This is a genomic window from Streptomyces sp. NPDC005374 (genome assembly GCF_042872225.1).
Taxonomy (GTDB): domain Bacteria; phylum Actinomycetota; class Actinomycetes; order Streptomycetales; family Streptomycetaceae; genus Streptomyces.
In genome coordinates this window covers 309,693-328,628 of record NZ_JBIAKA010000011.1, presented here as the reverse complement: position 1 = coordinate 328,628, position 18,936 = coordinate 309,693, and the positions used below count along the sequence as shown (strand labels likewise).

Genomic DNA, 18,936 nt, shown 5'->3' with positions numbered 1-18,936 from the left:
CTGGCGGGGTGCGGGTGTCACCGACTTGTCAGTCGGAGCTGCATCGGCTGGGCCGGTCCCGCCTGCACCCGTGCGGCATGGTGTGGGCTCCATCCGTTCGCGCTGATGGCGAGCCACCGCTCGGTCCCCACCATGTACCTCACGGTCGTAATGCAATGGATCGAAAAACGCCCAGTAGGCAAGACCCGACACGCGGGGGAACCATCGCCGGTCGTTTGGCATGTCTGGCCGACCGGCGAATCGCAGATGCTGTGCCGTGGCGTTCCCTTGGCGAACGTGCCCGGCGGTTGGCCGGTGGTGGGTGCGTCTCAGGGGAGCTGCGGGTAGAGCGCCGAGACGCCCCCGGACAGTGCTGCCTGGGCCTGGCGGGCGGCGTTGTCGGCGAGGATCTCGTAGGCGCCGGCGGCGATGCCGTCCACGGCGATGCGCGCGATGTCGGCCGGGTCGGACTTGGCCGCGTCGACGGTCCGGACCATGTCGGTGTCCATGTAGCCGACGTGCAGACCGGCCACCCGTATGTTCTGGTCGGCGAGCTGCACGCGCAGGGCGTTGGTGAGCGACCACTCCGCGGACTTGGCGGCGCAGTAGGCGCCGAGTTCCGGGAAGCTGACCCAGGACAGGCCGGACAGGACGTTCAGGATCGCCCCGCCGCCGTTCGCTGCGATCTGGGGTGCGAAGGCGCGGGTCACCGTCAGGGTGCCGAGGTAGTGGGTGTTCATCTCCAGGCGGATGTCGTCCAGGTCGGCGGTGAGCAGGTCGGCGCCGGTGGAGGAGCCTGCGTTGTTGACCAGGACCGTCACATCGCCGGTGGCCGCGGCGGCCGCCTCGACGGAGTCGGGGTCGGTGATGTCGAGTGCGATCGGCTTGGCGCCGGGCAGGTCGACCTGGTCGGGGTTGCGGGCGCCGGCGTAGACGGTGGCGCCGCGGCTGAGCAGTTCGGCTGCGAGGGCCCGGCCGAAGCCGCGGTTGGCTCCGGTGACGAGGGCGGTGCTGGCGGAAAGGTCCATGAAGGTTCCTGGTGAAGTGGAGAGGAGATGACCAGAGGGCTGGTGGCATGGCGAGATGCGACCCAGGTCCATTAAATTACGGTCGTAATAGTAAACGGGCCGAGTTGGTGATCGCAACCGATCCGCCTGGTGAACGATGCTGCGCCGGGCTCCTTGCCGGAGCACCGTCAAGGAGCTGATCGACGCGGGCACGGTCAAGCACTTCGGCCTGAGCGAGACCGGCCCGCAGACCACCCGCAGGGCGTAAGTCGTACAGCCGGTCCCGTCCATCAGGCCGGGTACTCCTGTTCGAGCGGGACGTAGAGCAGATCTTCCCGATCCTCGACGAACTGAGCGTCGGCTTCGTCGCCTACTCACCTCTCAGCCAGGGCTTCATCAGCGGCACCGCCAAACCCGCTGGCGAATGCGACGTCACCGACATGCGCAACGTCGACCGCTGGCAGCCCGGCAACTTCCGCCCGTACGTCGCTCCGCCCTTTGATCGGCCTGAAACCGGGAGAGTCCCCGGCGGAGGGGTAACCTCCACACCGCGCGCTCGAAGACGACGTCCGCCACATCCCTTCAGTTCACTCTGGGAGAGGGCGACTGAGCTGGATAGGGTGACGAGGAAACGTTTGACCTGCGCAAATGGTTGCAGAGGCTCCGCCCGGAGTAGAGGGGCGGAGCCTCCGCGCGGTGGAAGGAAAATCCGCTGTGCGAAGGTTCTGCCCCCCTGGTTGAACTGTGCGGACATGGGTGCTTCCGTGGCGACCGTCCAACTCATCGACCTCCAGGGGCCATTGAGGGGCCACAAGGACAGGAACAGACCGACAAGCACTGCACAAGGCTGACACGGATCAGCACGTCTGACCTGCAAGAACGGCGTGAATCGGCACTGATCGGCAAGGACCGCCAAGATCCCCAATGGACTCATAATCCGTCGGCCGTGGGTTCGAGTCCCACCCGCCCCACCTGTGCAGGCTTCTGACCTGCGGAAACGTTCATTTTAGGGTGTCGGATCGTCAACTTTGCCTGAACGGACCGGATCCGCTGCTCGTGGGTTTGGGGTCCGGAGACGGCTTGGGGAACTGTAAACCGTCTGACCTGCAGCTGAGTGGATGATCGAGGTCCTGGCCCGCGGTCCGGGCGACTGACTTGAGGGCCGATGCCAAGACCCAGGGGCCGTACAGGGGCCGGGACGGCGCAGACGTGTCCAGGCCGACGGTGTCTCGGGGGCGATCCGTTGTGCCATTTGAGTGGGGCGAGCTGCAGCATTGTGAGTTCGTCCTGTCCTGGACGAGGCTGAGCGCAGGCAGCTGGCGCCGTGGGCGCGGCGTGCCAAGACCGCCCATGTCCTCGCGCTGCGAGCCCGGGGCGGCAGAGTGTCAGGTCTGGCGGGTGCGGGTGCGGGTGCGGGTGCGGGTGCGGGTGCGGGTGCGGGTGCGGGTGCGGGTGCGCCGGCCGACGCACCCGCCCCTCGTCTATGCCCCTGGGTGCAGTCCCAACCAGCCGGGCGTTGGGTCGCCCTTGACCTCGCCGAAGTACAGGGCGAAGGTCTGCTTCCAGCGCTCGATCGCGGCGCGGTCCTCCATGAAGCGGGGGAAGCCGTCCACGTGGGCGTTCGGGTACTCCCAGATCGGCTTCAGTCCCGCCGGGGGGGTGATGTCGGTGCGGACGGACCAGCCGTTGAAGGAGCCGTTCTGCATCTCCGTGGACAGCTGCCAGTTGAGGAACAGCTTGGCGGCCGTGGAGTTCTTTGCCTGCTTGAGGATGGCCACGCGCTGGCCCCAGGCCATGAACGGATGTCCAGCGCCGATGGCGAACGTCACGGGAGAGGTGTTGACGGCGGACCCCGCGGTGCCGACACCGATGACCTTCTGCCCGCCGAAGACGGCGTCGCCCGGGGTGTTGCTGCCGCGCGCGAACCGCACGTCCTGGGCGGCGAACTTGGCCACCCAGTCCCAGCCGTACTTCTGGGCGTACAGAGTGAAGAGGTAGAGGACCGCGTCGTCGTCGTGCGGGTAGGCGGAGGCGATCTTGCCCTTCCACTTCGGGTCGACCAGGTCACGCGGGGTGAGCGGTGTCTGCGAACCGACCGTCGCCGTGTTGTACATGAAGCTGAAGGCGAGCGCGCTGGTGGCCACCCAGGCGCCCTGCGGGTCCTTGAACCTGTCGTAGACCTTCGAGAATCCGGCGGGCTTGTAGTGCAGCAGGCGGCCCTGTCCCTTCCAGCGGGTGAAGTCCTGGAGGGTCTGGAGCTGGACGAGGTCCGGGACGAGGGTGTCGGTGGCGAACTGGTTGTCGACGCGGACGTCCTGGTACTTGCTGTAGTCGACGATCAGCGTCAGGTCGATGTCCGGGAAGCGGGCCTTGAAGGACGCCTTGGTGAAGTCCTGCTGGGTGGGGGTGTCGCCGCCTGCGTACACGACGAGCTTGCCGCCCTCCGCCAGAGCGGCCCGGTAGAGCTCGTCGAGCGTCCGCGTCTCCTCCCGTCCGCCCGTACCGCGGGAACCCGCGGGGGAGGCTGCGGCCGGAGTCGCGGTGGCGCCGAGGGCTCCGACGCCGAGGGCGGCACCGGTGGCCAGGACATGTCGTCTGCTGAAGATGGTCACGCTGAAGAGGCCTCTCTCATGGGGGGTGGAGTGGTGAAGCCCCGGCGCCTGGGCACGGCCATGGTCGTCGGGCGCCCTTCATCCTTGCCTCACCCCACCCGAATGGGCAACGTTTTCCAAAGGCCAAATCCAACGTTCAATCGAACGATTGAACGCCAGCTGCACAACTCGGAGCTGACGCCCTATTCCGTCAGCCGCGCAGTGGACCGGCGCGGCACGAGCGTGGGGGAGAGGGTGACCTGGGCCGATCGGCGGCCACGGTCGGCGATCCGTTCCAGGAGGAGGCGTACTGCGTTCCGGCCCATCTCGTGACCGCCCTGGTCGACGCTGGTGAGGGAGATCGGGCCGAACGCGGCGAACGTGGTGTTGTCGTAGCCGGCCACCGAGAGGTCGCCGGGCACGGACAGCCCGGCCTCGGCGACCGCTTCGAGCACGCCCATGGCGACGATGTCCGCTCCGGCGAAGACGGCCGTGGGCCGGACGGGCCGGGCCAGCAGCTCCTTCGTGCCCCGGTAACCGCCGTCCTGGGTGTAGCTGGTGGAGACGACGTCGGTCCACTCCTCCAGCCCGTTCTGCCGCATGGCCTGGCGATAACCGTCGGCGCGGCGGGCGTTGGGCATTTCCGTGAGGCGCGTCGGGTCGGTCTCGTGATGCTCGATGTGGGCGATCCGGCGATGGCCGAGGCCGGCCAGGTGGCCGACGACCAAGGCGGCGCCCTCGATGTCGTCGTCGACCACGGTGTCGTACGCGGGGGACGAGCCGTGGCGGCCGATGACGACGGTCGGCACCGCGGTGCCGATGCGCTCCAGATGGGCGCGTGGCGAGATCGGTGCGACCAGGATGATGCCGTCCATGCCGCGGTCGATCATTGCCTCGGTGACGCGGGCCTCCTCCTTCTCCCCGTTGCAGCCCGGGCCGAGGAGCACCTGGTACTCGGTGTCCGCGAGCGAGGTGGTGATGCCGTCGAGGATCTCGGGGAAGAAGGGGTTGCGGATGTCGGGCAGCATGACACCGATGGTGTACGTCTGTCCGCGCAGGCCCCTGGCGCCGGCGTTCGGCCGGTAGCCCAGCTCGTCGATCGCGCGGCGCACCTTGGCGCGCATCTCGGGGCTGGCACCGTACGCGTTGCGCAGCACCTTGGAAACCGCGGTCGTGGACACCTCTGCGTGACGGGCGACGTCGACGATGGTGACGCGTCGAGGCCGGGCCTGCGGCTCCATCCGGTTCCTGTCCCTTCGGGAAACGTTGTCGGCGAGTGTAGGACGGAATGCGTGATTCGGTGGGGCCGTCGCAGACCCTGAGCAGCGTCGCCGTCGTAACAATCGCGCAGCTTGCGCGGCATCTTGACGTCACGCAGGACGCTCTCTAGGGTTTGGCAACACTTATGGGAAACGTTACCCATCGGCCTCCGGGCCATCCGGCCGCGCATCCGACCACCGGACCATCCGACACCTGGACCGCATCACCCACCACGACAACCGGTCGGCGCCCCCACGCACAGTCCGCAGTGCTGGAGCCCCGATTCAACACTCTGTTTGAAACGTTTCATGAGAGGAGGTGCGTCGATGACCCTCGCCCCGCACGAGCAGCTGCGGGACCATGACCGGCCTCCCGATGCGAAGCGGGCGCCGAAGGTCCGGCGGGCGCGCACCACCCCGCCCTGGTGGTTCGCGCTGCCCGCGCTGCCCGCGCTGCTGCTGTTCGCCTTCGTGGTCCTGGTGCCGAGTGTCCGCGGTGTCTACTACGCCTTCACCGACTGGGACGGTCTCGACCCCGACTTCTCGTTCGTCGGCCTGGACAACTTCTCCGACATACTCGACGACCCCGACGCAATGCAGGCCATCTGGCACACCCTGCTGATCGCCGTGTCGATCACGGTCGTCCAGAACGCCGTGGGTCTGCTGCTGGCCCTCGGCGTCAACTCGGCGATCAAGTCCCGCAACGCGCTCCGGGTGTTCCTGTTCGCCCCGGCCGTGATCACCCCGATCGTCACCGCCTACCTCTGGCGCAACCTGCTCGGCCCGGACGGCGCGGTCAACAGCCTGCTCGGCGCCGCGGGGCTGGACGGCTGGCAGCAGGACTGGCTGGGCAGTCCGCAGGTCGCTCTGTGGTCGGTGATCGGAGTGATCGTCTGGCAGTACGCCGGCTACTCGATGGTCATCTTCCTGGCCGGACTCCAGTCCGTGCCCAAGGAGATCCATGAGGCGGCCGCCATCGACGGGGCGGGCCCCGTGCGCCGCTTCTGGTCGGTCACGCGCCCGCTGCTGGCCCCGGCCCTCACCATCAACCTGATGCTGTCGATCATCGGCGGCATCAAACTCTTCGACCAGGTCTACGCGTTGACCGGCGGCGGCCCCGGCCACGCCACCGACACCCTCTCCACCCTGATCTACAAGGACGCCTTCACGCTCGGCGAGTTCGGCTACAGCATCGCGCTCGCGGTCGTCCTCACGATCATCGTGGCAGTCGTCTCGACCGGTCAGTACCTGGTGCTGTCCCGCAACGAGAGGGCCGTCTCATGATCCGCTACCGCCGCCGCACCCTCGCGCTGGAACTGGCGATGATCGCCGCGGCCCTGGTCGTGGGCTTCCCGGTGTACGTCCTGGTCAACCTGGCCGTACGCCCGGCGTCGGACACCTCCTCACCGATCAGCCCGACCACCTCACCCACCCTCGCCAACTTCACCCAGGCCTGGCAGCAGGGCGCGCTGGGCGGGGCGTTGGTCAACAGCGTGCTGGTGACGGTGTGCAGTGTCGTCATCGTGCTGGCCGTCTCGTCGCTCGCGGCGTACCCCCTGGCCCGGGTGGCGGCCCGCTGGTCCCGGGGAACGTATCTGACCTTCCTCCTGGGCCTGGTCCTGCCGTTCCAACTGGCGGCCCTGCCGCTCTACCAGACCATGCGGGACATGGGGCTCCTCGGCACCCCCTGGGCGTTGGTCCTCTTCTACTCAGGTCTGCAGGTGCCCTTCACCGTCTTCCTGTACGTCGGCTTTCTGCGCGCCTTGCCCCGGGACTTCGAGGACGCGGCACTGATCGACGGCTGCACCTCGCTGCAGGGCTTCCGGTACGTCGTCCTGCCGATGCTCAAACCGATCACGGTGACCGCTCTGGTGCTCAACACGGTCGCCATCTGGAACGACTTCTTCACCCCGTTGCTGTACCTCAGCGGCAGCGCGCAGCAGACCATGCCGGTCGCCATCGCCGGTTTCGTCGGCCAGTACGTCACGGACTGGAACCTCATCTTCGCCGCACTGGTGATCAGCATCCTGCCCGTCCTGCTCGTCTACTTCCTGCTCCAGCGCAGCATCATCAACGGCTTCGCGGGAGGGCTGCGCGGATGACACACGCCGCCCACCCGTCCCTCATGTTCGGTGACTCTTCCCCGAGGGGGACTTCATGAAGACACGCACACTCCCGGCCCTGATCGCCGCGGTGACATCCGTGGCGGTGTTGGCCGCCTGCAGCGGCGGTACCAAGGCAGGAGACTCCGGCGGGGGATCGAAGACCCTGACGCTCGCCTCGGTCGACCAGGGCTCCGTCGAGGACGTCGTCAAGGCCTTCGAGAGGGCCAACCCCGGTGTCAAGGTCCGCTACACCACCAGCGGCGCCGACCAGTACCAGCAGCAGATCCGCACCCAGCTGTCCTCGGGCACCGCACCCGACGTGATGTCGGTCTGGCCCGGCAACGGCAACCCGGGCGCCACGGTCGTCCTGGCCAAGCCCGGCTACCTGCGCGACCTTTCGGACCAGTCCTGGGCCGCCAAGATGCCGGACGCCATCAAGACCGTCGCGCAGTACGAGGGCAAGACGTACAACGCGATCTTCGGCCAGAACGGCATCGGCGCCGTCTACAACGAGCAGGCCATGCAGAAGGCCGGGCTCACCGCGCCGGACACCTGGACCGACCTGCTGGCCTTCTGCAAGGCCGCGAAGGCCAAGGGAACCCCGGCCTTCGCCCTCGGCAACCAGGACAACTGGGTGACCCAACTCGTCCTGTACGCACTGGTCGCCACCACCGTCTACGGCCCGGACCGCGACTTCGACCAGAAGATGCAGGCGGGCCAGGCCACCTTCGCCCAGTCACAGTGGGCCACCGCCCTGGACAAGTACCTCACGATGGAGAAGACCGGCTGCTTCCAGAAGAACCCGCTGGGCACCAACTACGAAGCCGGCCAAGCCCTCGCCGCCTCCGGAAAGACCCTCGGCATCATCCAGGGCAACTGGGTGATCGCCCTCCTGAAGGGCAAGAACCCGAAGGGCACGTTCACGCTCAAGGCGCTCCCCGCCACCGATGACCCGTCCCAGACCCTCATCCCGGCGGCTGCGGGCGCCGGCTACGGCGTCAACGCCAAGGCGAAGAACAAGGAACTCGCCCTGAAGTTCGTGAACTTCGTGATGTCGCACGAGGGCATGAACCTGTTCGTCAAGAAGCAGGGCGGTCTGCCCTCCCTGCCGGACACGGGGTACGTGGCGGATCCGTCCCTGGCCGAACTCTCCAAGTTCATCACGTCGGACCGCACCGTGCCGTTCATGGACCAACTGTGGCCCAACGCCAAGGTCCAGCAGACCATGCTCAGCGGCCTTCAGGAGATCTTCAGCGGCCAGTCCACGCCCGAAAAGCTCCTCGCCGAGATGGACACCGACTACAAGTCCGGCTCCTGACCACCCCCCAACACCCGAAGGGATGACGGTGTGAGCAATGCACCCCACCATGCGGACGGCACGGACCGTGACCTCGGCAAGAGCGATGCCCCCGGCGGAGGCAACGCGGGAATCCGCCGTAGAACCATGCTCGTGGCGACGGCCGGCGCGGCGCCGGTAGTGGCCGGCACCGTGGGCGGCTCGGCCACCGCGCAGGCGGCACCGTCCCGCCGTCCGGACGCCGCGGTGACCGGACTGACCGTGGAACACCGCACCGACCCCCTGGGCGTGGACGCCGAGCGGCCGCGCTTCGGCTGGCGCATGCGGTCCGCGTCGCGCGGGCGGAGCCAGGGGGCCTACCAGATTCTGGTGGCGAGCTCACGGGACAGGCTGACGGCCAGTCGCGCGGACGTCTGGGACAGCGGCCGCGTACGCTCCGACGATTCTGTGGCTGTCCGCTACGCGGGCAGGGCGCTGAACACCTCGACCCGCTACCACTGGACCGTCACCGTCTGGGACGCCGAAGGCCGTGCGGTCGGTACGGCGCCCCCCGCCTTCTTCGAGACCGGCCTCATGAGCACCGACGGCGTCGGCGGATGGGAGGGCTCGCAGTGGATCGGGATGAAGGGGAAGGTCCCCAACTCGGCTGGGGCGCCGATGCTTCGGAGGCAAGTGGCTCTGAAAAAGGGGATCCGCGAGGCGCGGCTGTACGTCTCGGCCCTCGGCGTGTACGAGGCCTATGTCAACGGACGCCACGTGACCGTCCCGCAGGACGACGGCACCGCGATCGAACTGCTCCCCCCGGGCTCGACGAACTACGACGCGCGCGTCAACTACATGACGTACGACGTCACGGATCTCGTGACGCGAGAGCGCGCGGACGTCACCCTCGGGTTCGTCCTGGGTAACGGCTGGTACAACGGCCGTATATCCGACGGCAGTACGTACTACTCGGCGGACGGCAACGCCTTGGCCGTCAAGGCCAAGCTACTGATCCGGTACGCCGACGGGACGTCGCAGACGGTCGTCACCGGGCCGGACGGCGGCTGGAAGGCCACCGACACCGGCCCCTACCGCGCCGACGACATCTACGACGGCCAGACCTACGACGCCCGGATGGAGCTGCCGGGCTGGACCGCGCACGGGTTCGACGACTCCGCCTGGTCGGACGTGGAGCGAGTCGCCTTCGAGGACAAGTTCCCGGACGCGCAGCTCCTCGTCTACCCGGGCGAGACCGCGCGCTTCATGGACCGTTGGGATCGGCGACCGCGGTCGATCACCGTCGCCACGGGGGTGACCGGGCAGGACGGCAGCCCCAACGGCAGGGGCCGCATCGTCGTGGACCCCGCCCGGACGGTGACCGACCCTGTGAAGGCGGCCTCCGCCTCGGCCACGATCGGCAGTGGCGAGACGGCCGTCTTCGACCTCGGTCAGAACATGGTCGGTGTGGCCCGCTACAGCCTGCGCGGCCCCGCCGGAGCCAAGGTCGAGTTCAGGTTCGGCGAGATGCTCAATGACGACAGCACCGGCGCGGACGGCCCCGAGGGCTCCCTCTACCGGGCCAATCTCCGAAGCGCCAAGGCCACCAGCACCTACATCCTCAAGGGCGACCGGCACGGCGAGACCCACCAGGACTGCCTGACGTTCTACGGCTTCCGTTATGTGTCCGTCACCACGACGGACACCGTCACGATCGCCGGCCTGACCGGAAAGGTCGCCACCTCCGCGATCCGCGAGATCGGTACCTTCACCACCAACGATCCCGACATCAACCAGCTTGCGAGCAACATCCGTTGGGGTCAGCGCGGCAACTACCTCTGGGTGCCCACCGACTGCCCGCAGCGCGACGAACGCCTCGGCTGGACCGGCGACACCCAGGTCTTCTCCACGACGGGTCTGTACAACGTGGACGCCGGGGTCTTCCTCAGTCACTTCCAGGACACGGTCGTCGACTCCCAGGCCATCTACGGTACGGACAAAGCCCAGTTCACCGGCGTCGCCCCCACCGGACGTTTCAACTTCCCTGGCGGCGGCAGCGGTTGGGCGGACGCCGGTGTCATCGTGCCCTGGACCGTGTGGCAGATGACCGGGGACGCGACCATCGTCAAGGACAACTGGCCGGCGATGACCCGCTACCTGGACTGGATCCAGGAGCAGACCGGCGACACCTATGCCGGACAGGGCTCCCTCACCGGCGACTGGCTGGGGCCCCAGAAGACCAGCGCCCAGCTGATGAGCGACGTCTACTACGGCTACAGCACCCGGCTGATGGCACAGATGGCCCGCGCGATCGGCAGGACGGCGGAGGGAGAGGTGTACGACCGGCTCTTCGGACGCATCAGGCAGGCGTTCATCACCAAGTACCTGAGCACCGAGGGCGGCGCGGTCACGGTCAAGTCCAGCCTCGGCGACGCCTCCCCGATCGAACCGGGCTCCGACCCCAACCAGAAGACGGAGGACAACAGCCAGACGGCGCTGCTCTGGGTCCTCAAGCTCGGTTTCTACGAGACGGAGGCCCAACGCCGCACACTCGTCGGGCATCTCGCCGACAACATAGGCAACGACGAAGCCTACAAGGCGGCGCACCCGAACAGCAGCCGGGTCAGGTACGCCGAGAACACGCTGTCCGTCGGCTTCCTCGGCGTCAACGTCCTCGCCCCCATCCTCACCGACGAGGGGCGCGCGGACCTGGCGTACAAGCTGCTCCACCAGGACGCCTTGCCGTCCTGGCTGTTCTCCGTGAAGAACGGCGCCACCACCGTCTGGGAGCGATGGAACTCCTACTCCAAGGAGGACGGGTTCGGGCCGGTAAGCATGAACTCCTTCAACCACTACGCCTACGGCGCGATCATGGAGTGGATGTACGCCTACATGGCCGGCATCGCCCGCGACCCGGAGAGCCCCGGCTTCAAGCACTTCGTCCTGCAACCCCACACCGATCCCACCGCCAGGATCACGCAGGTGTCGGGCTCGCACGAGTCGCCGTACGGCGAGATCAGGAGCGAGTGGAAGATGGAGGACGGAGGCGGGAGCCTTGTGTACGACGCGCTCGTGCCCGCCAACAGCGAGGCGACGCTGCGCCTTTCAGTCATCTCCGCCGATGCCGTCCGCGAAGGACGGACTCCGCTGGCCCGAGTGGACGGGGTGCGTCTCCTCGGCCACAAGGACGGTGTGGCCTCGTACAGGTTGCCGTCGGGCCGGTATCACCTGACCGCCCGGCTCCGCTGACCTGCCGCCAGACGCCTGTCAGGCAGGTGCCGACATCACGAAGCGGCCGTGTTCGCGGCGCCGAGGGGGCATCGCGGACGCTGTCATCGACAGCACCCGGCGAGCGGGGGCGCGACCAGGGCACGCCGGGCGCTGCCTCGCTGAACTCGTCGCAGACCAGGCGCTGGAGTGCTGGACGAGATTTTCCGAACGAGCTTAACGCGGTGGCGAGCTCCTCCGGTAAGGGACTCCGCTGTGCGAGGGTTCTGTCCCCTTGGCTGAACTGGGCGGGCACGGCGGCTGCTGTGGCAGGCGCCCAACTCATCGGCTCCCAGGGGCCATTGAGGGGCCACAAGGACAGGAACAGATCGACAAGCACCGGCCACGGGCAGCCCCGGTCTGTCGGCGGCAGACACCGCGGACGTCCACCACCGGGGCCGTTCCCGTCCCGCTCCGCCTGGCGGAGCGGGACGCCTTCGACGGCAGGGGTGGCCTACAGCGGCTTCTCATCGAGGAAGCGCCGCAGTACGTTGCCTGTGATCTTCGCGATGTTGTCGTCGTACCCGTTGTGGGACAGCGACCCGGTCCAGGCGATGGAGCCGACCGAGAAGAATCCGTCGCCGCCCTCCAGCGCGCAGTAGACCATGTCCGAGCGGACCGCCGGCTGCTCGGTTCCGCCCATCCCCGGGAGCATCTCGAAGATCTCCTCGGTCACCAGCAGGTAGTTGTCGGAGAAGGGCCCGGAGGTGGCCAGGACCAGGGCTTCGGGCGGCGAGCCGAGCGCCGGGTTCCAGCAGTCGATCTCGGCGCCGGCCGCGCCGCCGCCGATGATGCCGAAGTCCCCGAGGAGCTCGTTCTCACCGACGCCTTCGTCGGCCGTGGGTTCGAGTCCCACCCGCCCCACCTGTGCACGCCTCTGAACTGCGGAAACGTTCATTTTGTCCTGTCAGATCGCCAACTTCGCCTGAACGGACTGAATCCGCTGCTCGCGGGTTTGGAGTCCGGCGGTGCTCGGGGGAGCTTCAACCCTCTGACCTGCGGCTGAGTAGACGATCGAGGGTGTCGCTCGCGGTCCGGGCGACTGCCCTGTGGGCCGATGTGAGGACCCAGGGGCCGTACAGGGGCCGGGGCGGCGCGGCCGTGTCCAGGCCGACGGTGTTTCCGAGGCAATTCATCCGTTGCGCGGCATGGGCTGCGGTCCACGGGGCTGCCGGCCGACAGTAGAGGCTCTGCAGATACCGGCACGGCGGGTGCGCGAGCGATGCAAGGGCGACGTCGGCTGTTCACCGTGCTGTGGAGACGCTGGCGCCTTCGTGTCGCTCGACCCGTGATGTCGTCCAGGAGCGTCGGCGGCCAGCTTGCTGAGGGCACACCTGGTGTGAGTTTGATCCGCTTTGACGGACATTCGAGATCAGGGATAGGTCAGTCTCCTCTGTGACGACAGTCCTCGCGGAGCTGCGGCGGCACTGCGTAACCGCACGCCGGCTGTGTGGGTGGAGGCGGCACCACGTGCCGGGCCGGCTCCGTCACCGTGCCGGTATCCGGGGTAGCGGGGCGGCGACCGGTTCGCGGCACTCCAGGGCAGGGACGGCGAATTCGCGACCAATGTCGCGCGAGGAACCGGCGACGGACCAGACCTTGCTCATGCCGTAAGCCTCCTATGGCCACGGGCGCCTCCCCCAACCGGGATAGTGCCCGGATTCACCATGCGGGACTGCGATCCGGTTTCTGTGGCGGTCCTGGAGGGCCGGTCCACTACAATCGGGACAGTCGTCCCGCTTGGTCGGAAGTCTGAGGGTCTTTGATGCGTGCTGATGCCGAGCGCAACCGCAAGCGCGTCCTGGAGGTGGCGTTGGAGACGTTCGCCGCCGAGGGGTTGTCGGTGCCGGTGGCGGAGATCGCCCGGCGGGCCGGTGTGGGCACAGGGACGGTCAGTCGCCATTTCCCGACGAAGGACTCGCTGTACGAGGCGATCGTGCTGCATCTGGTGGCCGAGATCGTCGACCGGGCCCGGCAACTGGCTGCGACCCGTGATCCGGGCGCAGCGTTCTTCGAGTTCTTCGCCCTGATGGTCGAGCACAGCGCGGTCAATCTCGGTCTTGCGCAGGCGATGAGCGGGACAGGCTTCGACGTCCACTCGGTGGCCTTGGCCCCCGAGCACAATCTGCTGGCCGTGGAAGAGGAGCTGCTCGTCGGTGCGCAGAAGGCCGGTGCCGTGCGGCCGGACGTCGTGGCTGCCGACGTCAAGGCGCTCATGGTCGGCTGTCTGGCCCGGGAGCAGCAGGGCTCCGACCCGGAGGCGCGCAAGCGCATGATCGACCTGGCGTGCGCGGGGCTGCGCGCCCAGAGGTAGCGGCGTCTGCCGACCGCGTCGAGGATCGGGGAAGCGGCGGCCGCTTGCTTCAGTTGCAGGGTGCCATCAGTGTGTCGTCGTCCGGGGGCGCGGCCCAGGACCCAGGTGCGCAGGCCGGTCGCCGGGTCGCTGGTAGCGCAGCACTGCGAGCACGATGCCCGCGATCTTCCCGGCGGGCAGGGTCCGCCACTAGTTCAAAGTGGCGCTCGACAGGGACAGGCGGGCGGTGTGGACAAGGCCGTCAGGGCCCTCAACGGTACTGTTGGCTTTTCACACCAAACTCAACTGCCGCCGAGGGCCCGCTGGTTACGTCCTGCTGGCAGCGGCCTGCGGCGGGCGGCGCGGCCTCGTCAGGATTCTCGCCGCGGTGCGGGATCAGCAGCACAGCCCCGCCCCGCCCCGCCACCCGGGGCGGGGCGGGGCTACCGCCGCGACCCGGTCCTGCTCGGCCAGCCGGTTCAGGACCCGCTCGGCGATCACCAGTTCCTCCCGCTCGGCCTGGGCCTCGTGGGAGCGGCCAGGCGGTCGGCGCAGCAGAACCCGACAACGGCTTCGACCGACAGCTCAGACGATGCGAGTATCCCGACCGTCCCTCACCCCAGACCCGTGACCTGAAACTTCACGATGCACGGGTCTCACTCGGCGAGGAAGTTGGTCACCTGGGTGACGAACTCCTTGGCGTGCTGGAAGAGGAAGCCGTGGCCTGCGCCGGCGTAGAGGACGAGGGTGGCGTTCTGCAGGTGCTGGACTGCGACATAGGAGGCCAGGGCGGGGATCATCACGTCGTTCACTCCGTTGGCGTACAGCACGGGCTGCGTGATGGCTTCCAGGCCGGCCTGCACCTGCTCCCACGGGGTCGACCCGCTCTTGGCCAGGGCGGTGAGCTGGCCCGCGGCCGCCTCATCGGATACATAGGGGCGCCCGTTGGGGAACCGGGGGGAGACGTGGGCGATGTGCCGCCGGCCGGCGGCGGTAGCCGCCTCGGTCTCCGGGTAGAGCAGGTAGATCATGTCGTCCGCGTCAGCCTTCGGCTTGGTCGCGATGCCGAGGACCTTCTCGGTCAGCTCCGGCACGCCGGGCACCTGGCCGCCGGGGGTGCTGCTCGCGACGATGAGCTTGCGCACCAGGTCGGGACGCTTGAGGACGACGTGCTGGGCGACGATGCCGCCCAGGGACCAGCCCAGCAGGTCGGCCTGGGCGAGGCCGAGGGACTCGATGAACTCGATGGCACCATCAGCGAAGCCCTCGATGGAGTCACTCGGGGTGCCGTCGGTGTAGCCGGTGCCGACGTTGTCGAACAGGATCACGTCGTGGTCGGCGGCCAGCAGGTCCAGGAACTCCGGGTCCCACCAGTCGAGGGTGCCGCGGAAGCGGTTCAGCAGGACCAGCGGGGTGCCCCCCTGTGGGCCCAGTCGCCGGTAGGTGAACGTCGCGGAGGAGCTCTCCACGGTCAGATCGTCGGCCTTGTCAGCCAGAAACGTGCTCATGACCTGGTTCTCTTTCCTGTTTGGCGCACTTGCCGGTGGAGGTGAAGGGGGGTCTCGTCCCCTCGCGGCGACGATCGCGCGTCCTCGGCCCACCGACTAAGTAAGACGATCGGTTTACTAGGGGGACCGTAGCACTCGCGTCGGGCGATGTAAAACGATCGGTATCCTTGAGCCATGACCGAACCCATCCCCGTACCGCGGCGCCGCGGTCGCGGCGCCCGCGAGCGGATCCTCAAAGCGGCGACCGAGCTGTTCACCGCCCAGGGGATCAACGCGACCGGAATGGACCAGCTGTCGACCGTCGCCAACGTCTCCAAGCGCACCCTGTACAGGCACTTCCCCAGCAAGGACGAGCTCGTCCAGGCGTACTTGCAGGCGCTGGAGGACAGCGACCTCCCGCCCCTTGGGCCTCCCGACGGTCCGGCGCTGGACCCGCGAGCGCAGCTCCTCGCCGTCTTCGACTGGGAGCCGCCGGAGCCGACCGCTCCGCTGCGAGGCTGCCCGTTCCTGAACGCCAGCGTCGAGGTGCCCGACCCCGACCACCCCGTGCACCAGCTGGCCGCGGCGCACAAGAGGGAATTCGCCCGCCGCCTTGCGGTCATCGCACGACAGGCCGGGATCGCTGCCCCGGAAACCCTCGGCGAGCAGCTCGCCCTGCTCTACGACGGCGGGGCCGCCCGCGCCACCGCGCTCAACAGCGGTCAGACCGCCGCTTGTGCCCGATCCATCGCGGAGCTCCTGATCGATACCGCCCTTGCCGCCGCTCACCCGGCATCCCGCCGATGAAGCCGACAGTCTGGGCTCGGCCACGTGCGTGGCACGGCCAGCTCACGTAGAAGCTGCGAACGGCCAGACCCGGAGCCGTCGCCGACCCGGGATTCGTCGGACGGGACGACACCGCCCGGACACCGGCCCGGCGGTGATCGGCGGCTACAAGGCGGCACGGAACAGGCCCCTGACGCGTGGTCAGAGGCTGTCCGACAAGGCGCTGGCGGCCGTGAGGGCGCCCCGGTCGAGCACGGCTTCGCGCACCTCTTGAACTGGCGCGTGCTCGGCAAGGTCCGCACTGCCCCGGCGTGGGCGACCGCCCTGGTCAGGGCCCTGCTAGTCCGCACGAACCGCGAAATCTCCCGGTGACCGACGATCTTCACCGAAGTCATCCCCCCACGACCAGCATGAGTACCCCGAACCCCACGCACACCTGTGACCAGAAACGTCACGATGCACACTGCTCAGTGAGGTCCACAGTGGCTCGTCGGGCCGGACCTCCAGCAGGGCGCGCCACTGGTCGTGTGCTTCCGGGTCCGGGACGGTGGCTTTCTTGCCGGAGCGACAGCCCGGCATCGCACGGTGGCGCAGGACGTCCGGATCGTCGAGGCGTATCCGCTGGCGGAACTCAGGAAGCGGGCCGTATCGGGCCGCCTCCGTACCTGTCCCGTCTGTTCGACCGTGTCGTCGGCTGCCTGGCTGGCACAGCGTGGGGTCGCCGCTACGCGCTCGCCTGCTTACTGCTGGTCGGGCGGGCAGCGGGGCTGTGGGTGAGGATGCTGCGGAGTTCGGCGGTCTGCTGGTCGATGGCCTGTGGGCCGTTGCCGGTGAGCAGCCGCACGGACGGCTCGTAGGCCGTTTGCGGGGCGGAGATGTTGGGGGAGGCCGCGACGGTGAAGCCGGCTTCCCTGATGGCCACGTCGACGAAGTAGGGCAATCGGGTCGCCTTGCCCGGGACGCGCGGGTAGAGGAACCGCAGCGCGAACCGCTCGCCGATCTTGGGGACGGTCGAGATGGTGGCGGCGAGGAACGGGTTGTCCTTCACGGAGTAGACGGCGCCCTGCGCGTCGATGCGCTGGCGGGTGGAGGTCACCGCGATGGGCGCGTGGCAGATCAACGAGATGGTGACGTCGTTCTCCCGGGCTGTGTGGAGGGTTTCGCCGAGCCACGGGTTGTCGCGGAAGTCGACCATGGGGGCGTGACCGCCGGGGGTGTGGATGAAGTCGAAGTCGGCGAAGGTGAACGCATCGGCCGCATCGCGGTGGCGCTGGACGAGTTCCCGCAGCGAATGGAACGTGGCCTCGGGCAGCTTGTCGAGGCGGCGGATCAGTTCGGGGCGGTACTCGGCGAGCTCCGGTTCGCTGTTGGGCAGTAGTTCGGAGACCGGGATCCGGCCGATGTGCCGCTCCAGCAGCCGGACTTCCTGCTCGCGGCGGGCGACCAGCTCGGGGTGGCGCTGCCGGAAGCTGTTGACGTCGAACGAGCGGCGGCGCTGCTGCATGCGCAGGGGGAGGGTCTTGGCGCCGGTCTTCTCGATGGAGTGCACGGACAGGGCCATGCCGTTGATGTCGAGTTGCGGGGCGTTGCCGTCGGGGGTGGCGAAGGTGAACTCGTAGTCGTTCTCGAACTCCTTGAGCACCTGTGCCATCTCGACCAGGAAGAACCCGGTCGAGATCGACTTGACCTCGGCCGGCTCGATCAGCGGCAGCTGACGGCCGGACGAGATGATGATCAGTGCGTGACGCTTGGTGGTGGGCATGGCGGGGGCTCCTTCAGCGGGCCTCGGTGGTGTGGGACGGGTGGGCCCGGTCGGCCCGCTTCTGGGTTGCGCTGCTGTTGGTCGTAGTCGTATGGGACGAGTTGCCCGGGCCGTCGGACGAGAGGCACCCGAAGGCGCTTCGCTTAAGAAGGACCTGCCGCCTCCCGGTGAGGGGGCCCGGGCGGGTGTGCCGCCCAGGCTGTCTCAGGCGCCGGCGGTACGGGTGCACGCCGTGGAGCGGGCGTGTCACGGCCCGAGGGCCGGAAGTCCTTTACTTGCCTTCCGCGGCCTTGGACACGTGCGCCCACTCGGCCCAGGTCTCCAGGCGCTGCTGGTACACCGCGGGCACCCACTGCGTGGGCTGCTCGCCGAAGAGCACGCGCAGCGGCGGCTCCTCGGCGTCGACGAGTTGGAGGATCGCACCGCCGACACCCTCGGGGCCGGGCATCTGGGCGGCGGCGCTCATCTCGGTCAGCGACGCGTGCAGGGGGTCGTACGCGTCCTGGCGGTGCGCGGTGAAGACCGACGAGTTCTTGAAGTCGGTGGCGAAGCCGCCGGGTTCGATCACTGTGACCTTGATGCCGAAGGGCGCGACTTCCTGGGAGAGTGCCTCGCTCATGCCTTCCAGGGCCCACTTGGAGGCGCTGTAGCCGCCCGCGCCGCCCATGGTGGTCAGCCCCATGACCGAGGAGATCTGGACAATGTGGCCGCTGCCCTGCGCACGCAGGACGGGCAGTACCGCCTGGGTGACGTGGAAGACGCCGAACACGTTGGTCTCCAGCTCGTCGCGCAGTTCCTGCTCGCCGAGTTCCTCCATGGCGCCGACCAGGGCGTAACCGGCGTTGTTGACGACCACGTCCAGCCGGCCGAACCGCTCCTTGGCCGCCGCGACCGCCTCGAACACCTGCGCACGGTCGGTGACGTCCAGACGCAGCGGCAGCACCGCGTCACCGAACCGCTCGACCAGGTCGGTCAGCGTTCCGGTGTTGCGGGCGGTGGCCGCGACCCGGTCGCCGCGCTCCAGGGCGGCGAGGGCGAACTCGCGGCCGAAGCCGCGCGATGAACCGGTGATGAACCAGGCCTTGCTCATGACGTAAACCTCCTGTGGGTATGGACGGCCGCCG

Annotated in this window: 13 protein-coding genes; 6 read left to right on the top strand and 7 right to left on the bottom strand. The window is 68.3% G+C overall.

Translation table 11 applies throughout. The features are described from left to right. Positions 1-308: 308 nt before the first annotated feature. The 3 genes from ACFYRX_RS28455 to ACFYRX_RS28445 all read right to left on the bottom strand — a co-directional run bounded on the left by ACFYRX_RS28455 (position 309) and on the right by ACFYRX_RS28445 (position 4,818). Positions 309-1,007 carry an SDR family oxidoreductase gene (locus tag ACFYRX_RS28455; RefSeq protein WP_389105416.1) on the bottom strand — a complete coding sequence of 233 codons (699 nt, stop codon included), beginning with the start codon at positions 1,005-1,007 and terminating at the stop codon, positions 309-311. Positions 1,008-2,467: 1,460 nt separating this feature from the next. Next, on the bottom strand, positions 2,468-3,598 hold the full coding sequence (locus ACFYRX_RS28450) for an ABC transporter substrate-binding protein (RefSeq protein WP_389105413.1): 1,131 nt from the start codon (positions 3,596-3,598) through the stop codon (positions 2,468-2,470). Between the two features lie 182 nt (positions 3,599-3,780). Further along, on the bottom strand, positions 3,781-4,818 hold the full coding sequence (locus tag ACFYRX_RS28445; RefSeq protein WP_389105410.1) for a LacI family DNA-binding transcriptional regulator: 1,038 nt from the start codon (positions 4,816-4,818) through the stop codon (positions 3,781-3,783). Between the two features lie 345 nt (positions 4,819-5,163). Here ACFYRX_RS28445 and ACFYRX_RS28440 point away from each other — a divergent pair, with 345 nt between their 5' ends. The 4 genes from ACFYRX_RS28440 (at position 5,164) to ACFYRX_RS28425 (ending at position 11,466) form a co-directional block, all read left to right on the top strand. Continuing rightward, complete coding sequence (locus tag ACFYRX_RS28440) at positions 5,164-6,120, top strand: carbohydrate ABC transporter permease (protein WP_389105407.1); 957 nt, start codon at positions 5,164-5,166, stop codon at positions 6,118-6,120. Further along, positions 6,117-6,938, top strand: a complete 822-nt coding sequence (locus ACFYRX_RS28435; protein WP_319332608.1) for a carbohydrate ABC transporter permease — start codon at positions 6,117-6,119, stop codon at positions 6,936-6,938. The genes ACFYRX_RS28440 and ACFYRX_RS28435 overlap by 4 nt, the downstream gene beginning before the upstream one ends. 55 nt (positions 6,939-6,993) lie before the next feature. Beyond that, the gene (locus tag ACFYRX_RS28430; protein WP_389105404.1) at positions 6,994-8,259 is read left to right on the top strand and encodes an ABC transporter substrate-binding protein; all 1,266 of its coding nucleotides are present in this window, start codon (positions 6,994-6,996) and stop codon (positions 8,257-8,259) included. 126 nt (positions 8,260-8,385) lie between these two features. Further along, positions 8,386-11,466, top strand: a complete 3,081-nt coding sequence (locus ACFYRX_RS28425) for a family 78 glycoside hydrolase catalytic domain (protein WP_389105401.1) — start codon at positions 8,386-8,388, stop codon at positions 11,464-11,466. Positions 11,467-11,938: 472 nt separating this feature from the next. Here ACFYRX_RS28425 and ACFYRX_RS28420 read toward each other — a convergent pair whose 3' ends face one another. Beyond that, a complete protein-coding gene (locus ACFYRX_RS28420; protein WP_389105398.1) occupies positions 11,939-12,340 on the bottom strand; it encodes a N,N-dimethylformamidase beta subunit family domain-containing protein in 402 nt (133 codons plus the stop codon). A gap of 909 nt (positions 12,341-13,249) precedes the next feature. Between ACFYRX_RS28420 and ACFYRX_RS28415 the strand changes: the two genes are divergently transcribed. After that, positions 13,250-13,798, top strand: coding sequence for a TetR/AcrR family transcriptional regulator (locus ACFYRX_RS28415; protein WP_389105395.1), 549 nt, complete (start codon positions 13,250-13,252; stop codon positions 13,796-13,798). Between the two features lie 635 nt (positions 13,799-14,433). Here the strand turns inward: ACFYRX_RS28415 and ACFYRX_RS28410 are convergent. Next, positions 14,434-15,285 (bottom strand): alpha/beta fold hydrolase, encoded by an 852-nt coding sequence (locus ACFYRX_RS28410; protein WP_389105392.1) that lies wholly within the window; start codon positions 15,283-15,285, stop codon positions 14,434-14,436. A gap of 174 nt (positions 15,286-15,459) precedes the next feature. On the opposite strand from ACFYRX_RS28410, the gene ACFYRX_RS28405 reads away from it, so the two are divergent. Next, positions 15,460-16,071: a TetR/AcrR family transcriptional regulator gene (locus tag ACFYRX_RS28405; RefSeq protein ID WP_389105389.1), complete on the top strand. Its 612-nt coding sequence runs from the start codon at positions 15,460-15,462 to the stop codon at positions 16,069-16,071. Between the two features lie 703 nt (positions 16,072-16,774). On the opposite strand, the gene ACFYRX_RS28400 is transcribed toward ACFYRX_RS28405, so the two are convergent. Together ACFYRX_RS28400 and ACFYRX_RS28395 are read right to left on the bottom strand one after the other, a co-directional pair. After that, positions 16,775-17,812, bottom strand: coding sequence for a hypothetical protein (locus ACFYRX_RS28400; RefSeq protein WP_389105386.1), 1,038 nt, complete (start codon positions 17,810-17,812; stop codon positions 16,775-16,777). A 271-nt stretch (positions 17,813-18,083) separates the two neighbouring features. Next, positions 18,084-18,902, bottom strand: a complete 819-nt coding sequence (locus ACFYRX_RS28395) for an SDR family NAD(P)-dependent oxidoreductase (protein WP_389105384.1) — start codon at positions 18,900-18,902, stop codon at positions 18,084-18,086. Positions 18,903-18,936 lie beyond the last annotated feature (34 nt).

What these genes read in the sequence shown, in the direction of transcription:
- ACFYRX_RS28445 (WP_389105410.1), bottom strand. Translation starts at nt 4,818, where the DNA reads ATGGAGCCGCAGGCCCGGCCTCGACGCGTCACCATCGTCGACGTCGCC.
- ACFYRX_RS28415 (WP_389105395.1), top strand. Translation starts at nt 13,250, where the DNA reads ATGCGTGCTGATGCCGAGCGCAACCGCAAGCGCGTCCTGGAGGTGGCG.
- ACFYRX_RS28395 (WP_389105384.1), bottom strand. Translation starts at nt 18,902, where the DNA reads ATGAGCAAGGCCTGGTTCATCACCGGTTCATCGCGCGGCTTCGGCCGC.
- ACFYRX_RS28410 (WP_389105392.1), bottom strand. Translation starts at nt 15,285, where the DNA reads ATGAGCACGTTTCTGGCTGACAAGGCCGACGATCTGACCGTGGAGAGC.
- ACFYRX_RS28435 (WP_319332608.1), top strand. Translation starts at nt 6,117, where the DNA reads ATGATCCGCTACCGCCGCCGCACCCTCGCGCTGGAACTGGCGATGATC.
- ACFYRX_RS28405 (WP_389105389.1), top strand. Translation starts at nt 15,460, where the DNA reads ATGACCGAACCCATCCCCGTACCGCGGCGCCGCGGTCGCGGCGCCCGC.
- ACFYRX_RS28400 (WP_389105386.1), bottom strand. Translation starts at nt 17,812, where the DNA reads ATGCCCACCACCAAGCGTCACGCACTGATCATCATCTCGTCCGGCCGT.
- ACFYRX_RS28425 (WP_389105401.1), top strand. Translation starts at nt 8,386, where the DNA reads ATGCTCGTGGCGACGGCCGGCGCGGCGCCGGTAGTGGCCGGCACCGTG.
- ACFYRX_RS28455 (WP_389105416.1), bottom strand. Translation starts at nt 1,007, where the DNA reads ATGGACCTTTCCGCCAGCACCGCCCTCGTCACCGGAGCCAACCGCGGC.
- ACFYRX_RS28440 (WP_389105407.1), top strand. Translation starts at nt 5,164, where the DNA reads ATGACCCTCGCCCCGCACGAGCAGCTGCGGGACCATGACCGGCCTCCC.
- ACFYRX_RS28430 (WP_389105404.1), top strand. Translation starts at nt 6,994, where the DNA reads ATGAAGACACGCACACTCCCGGCCCTGATCGCCGCGGTGACATCCGTG.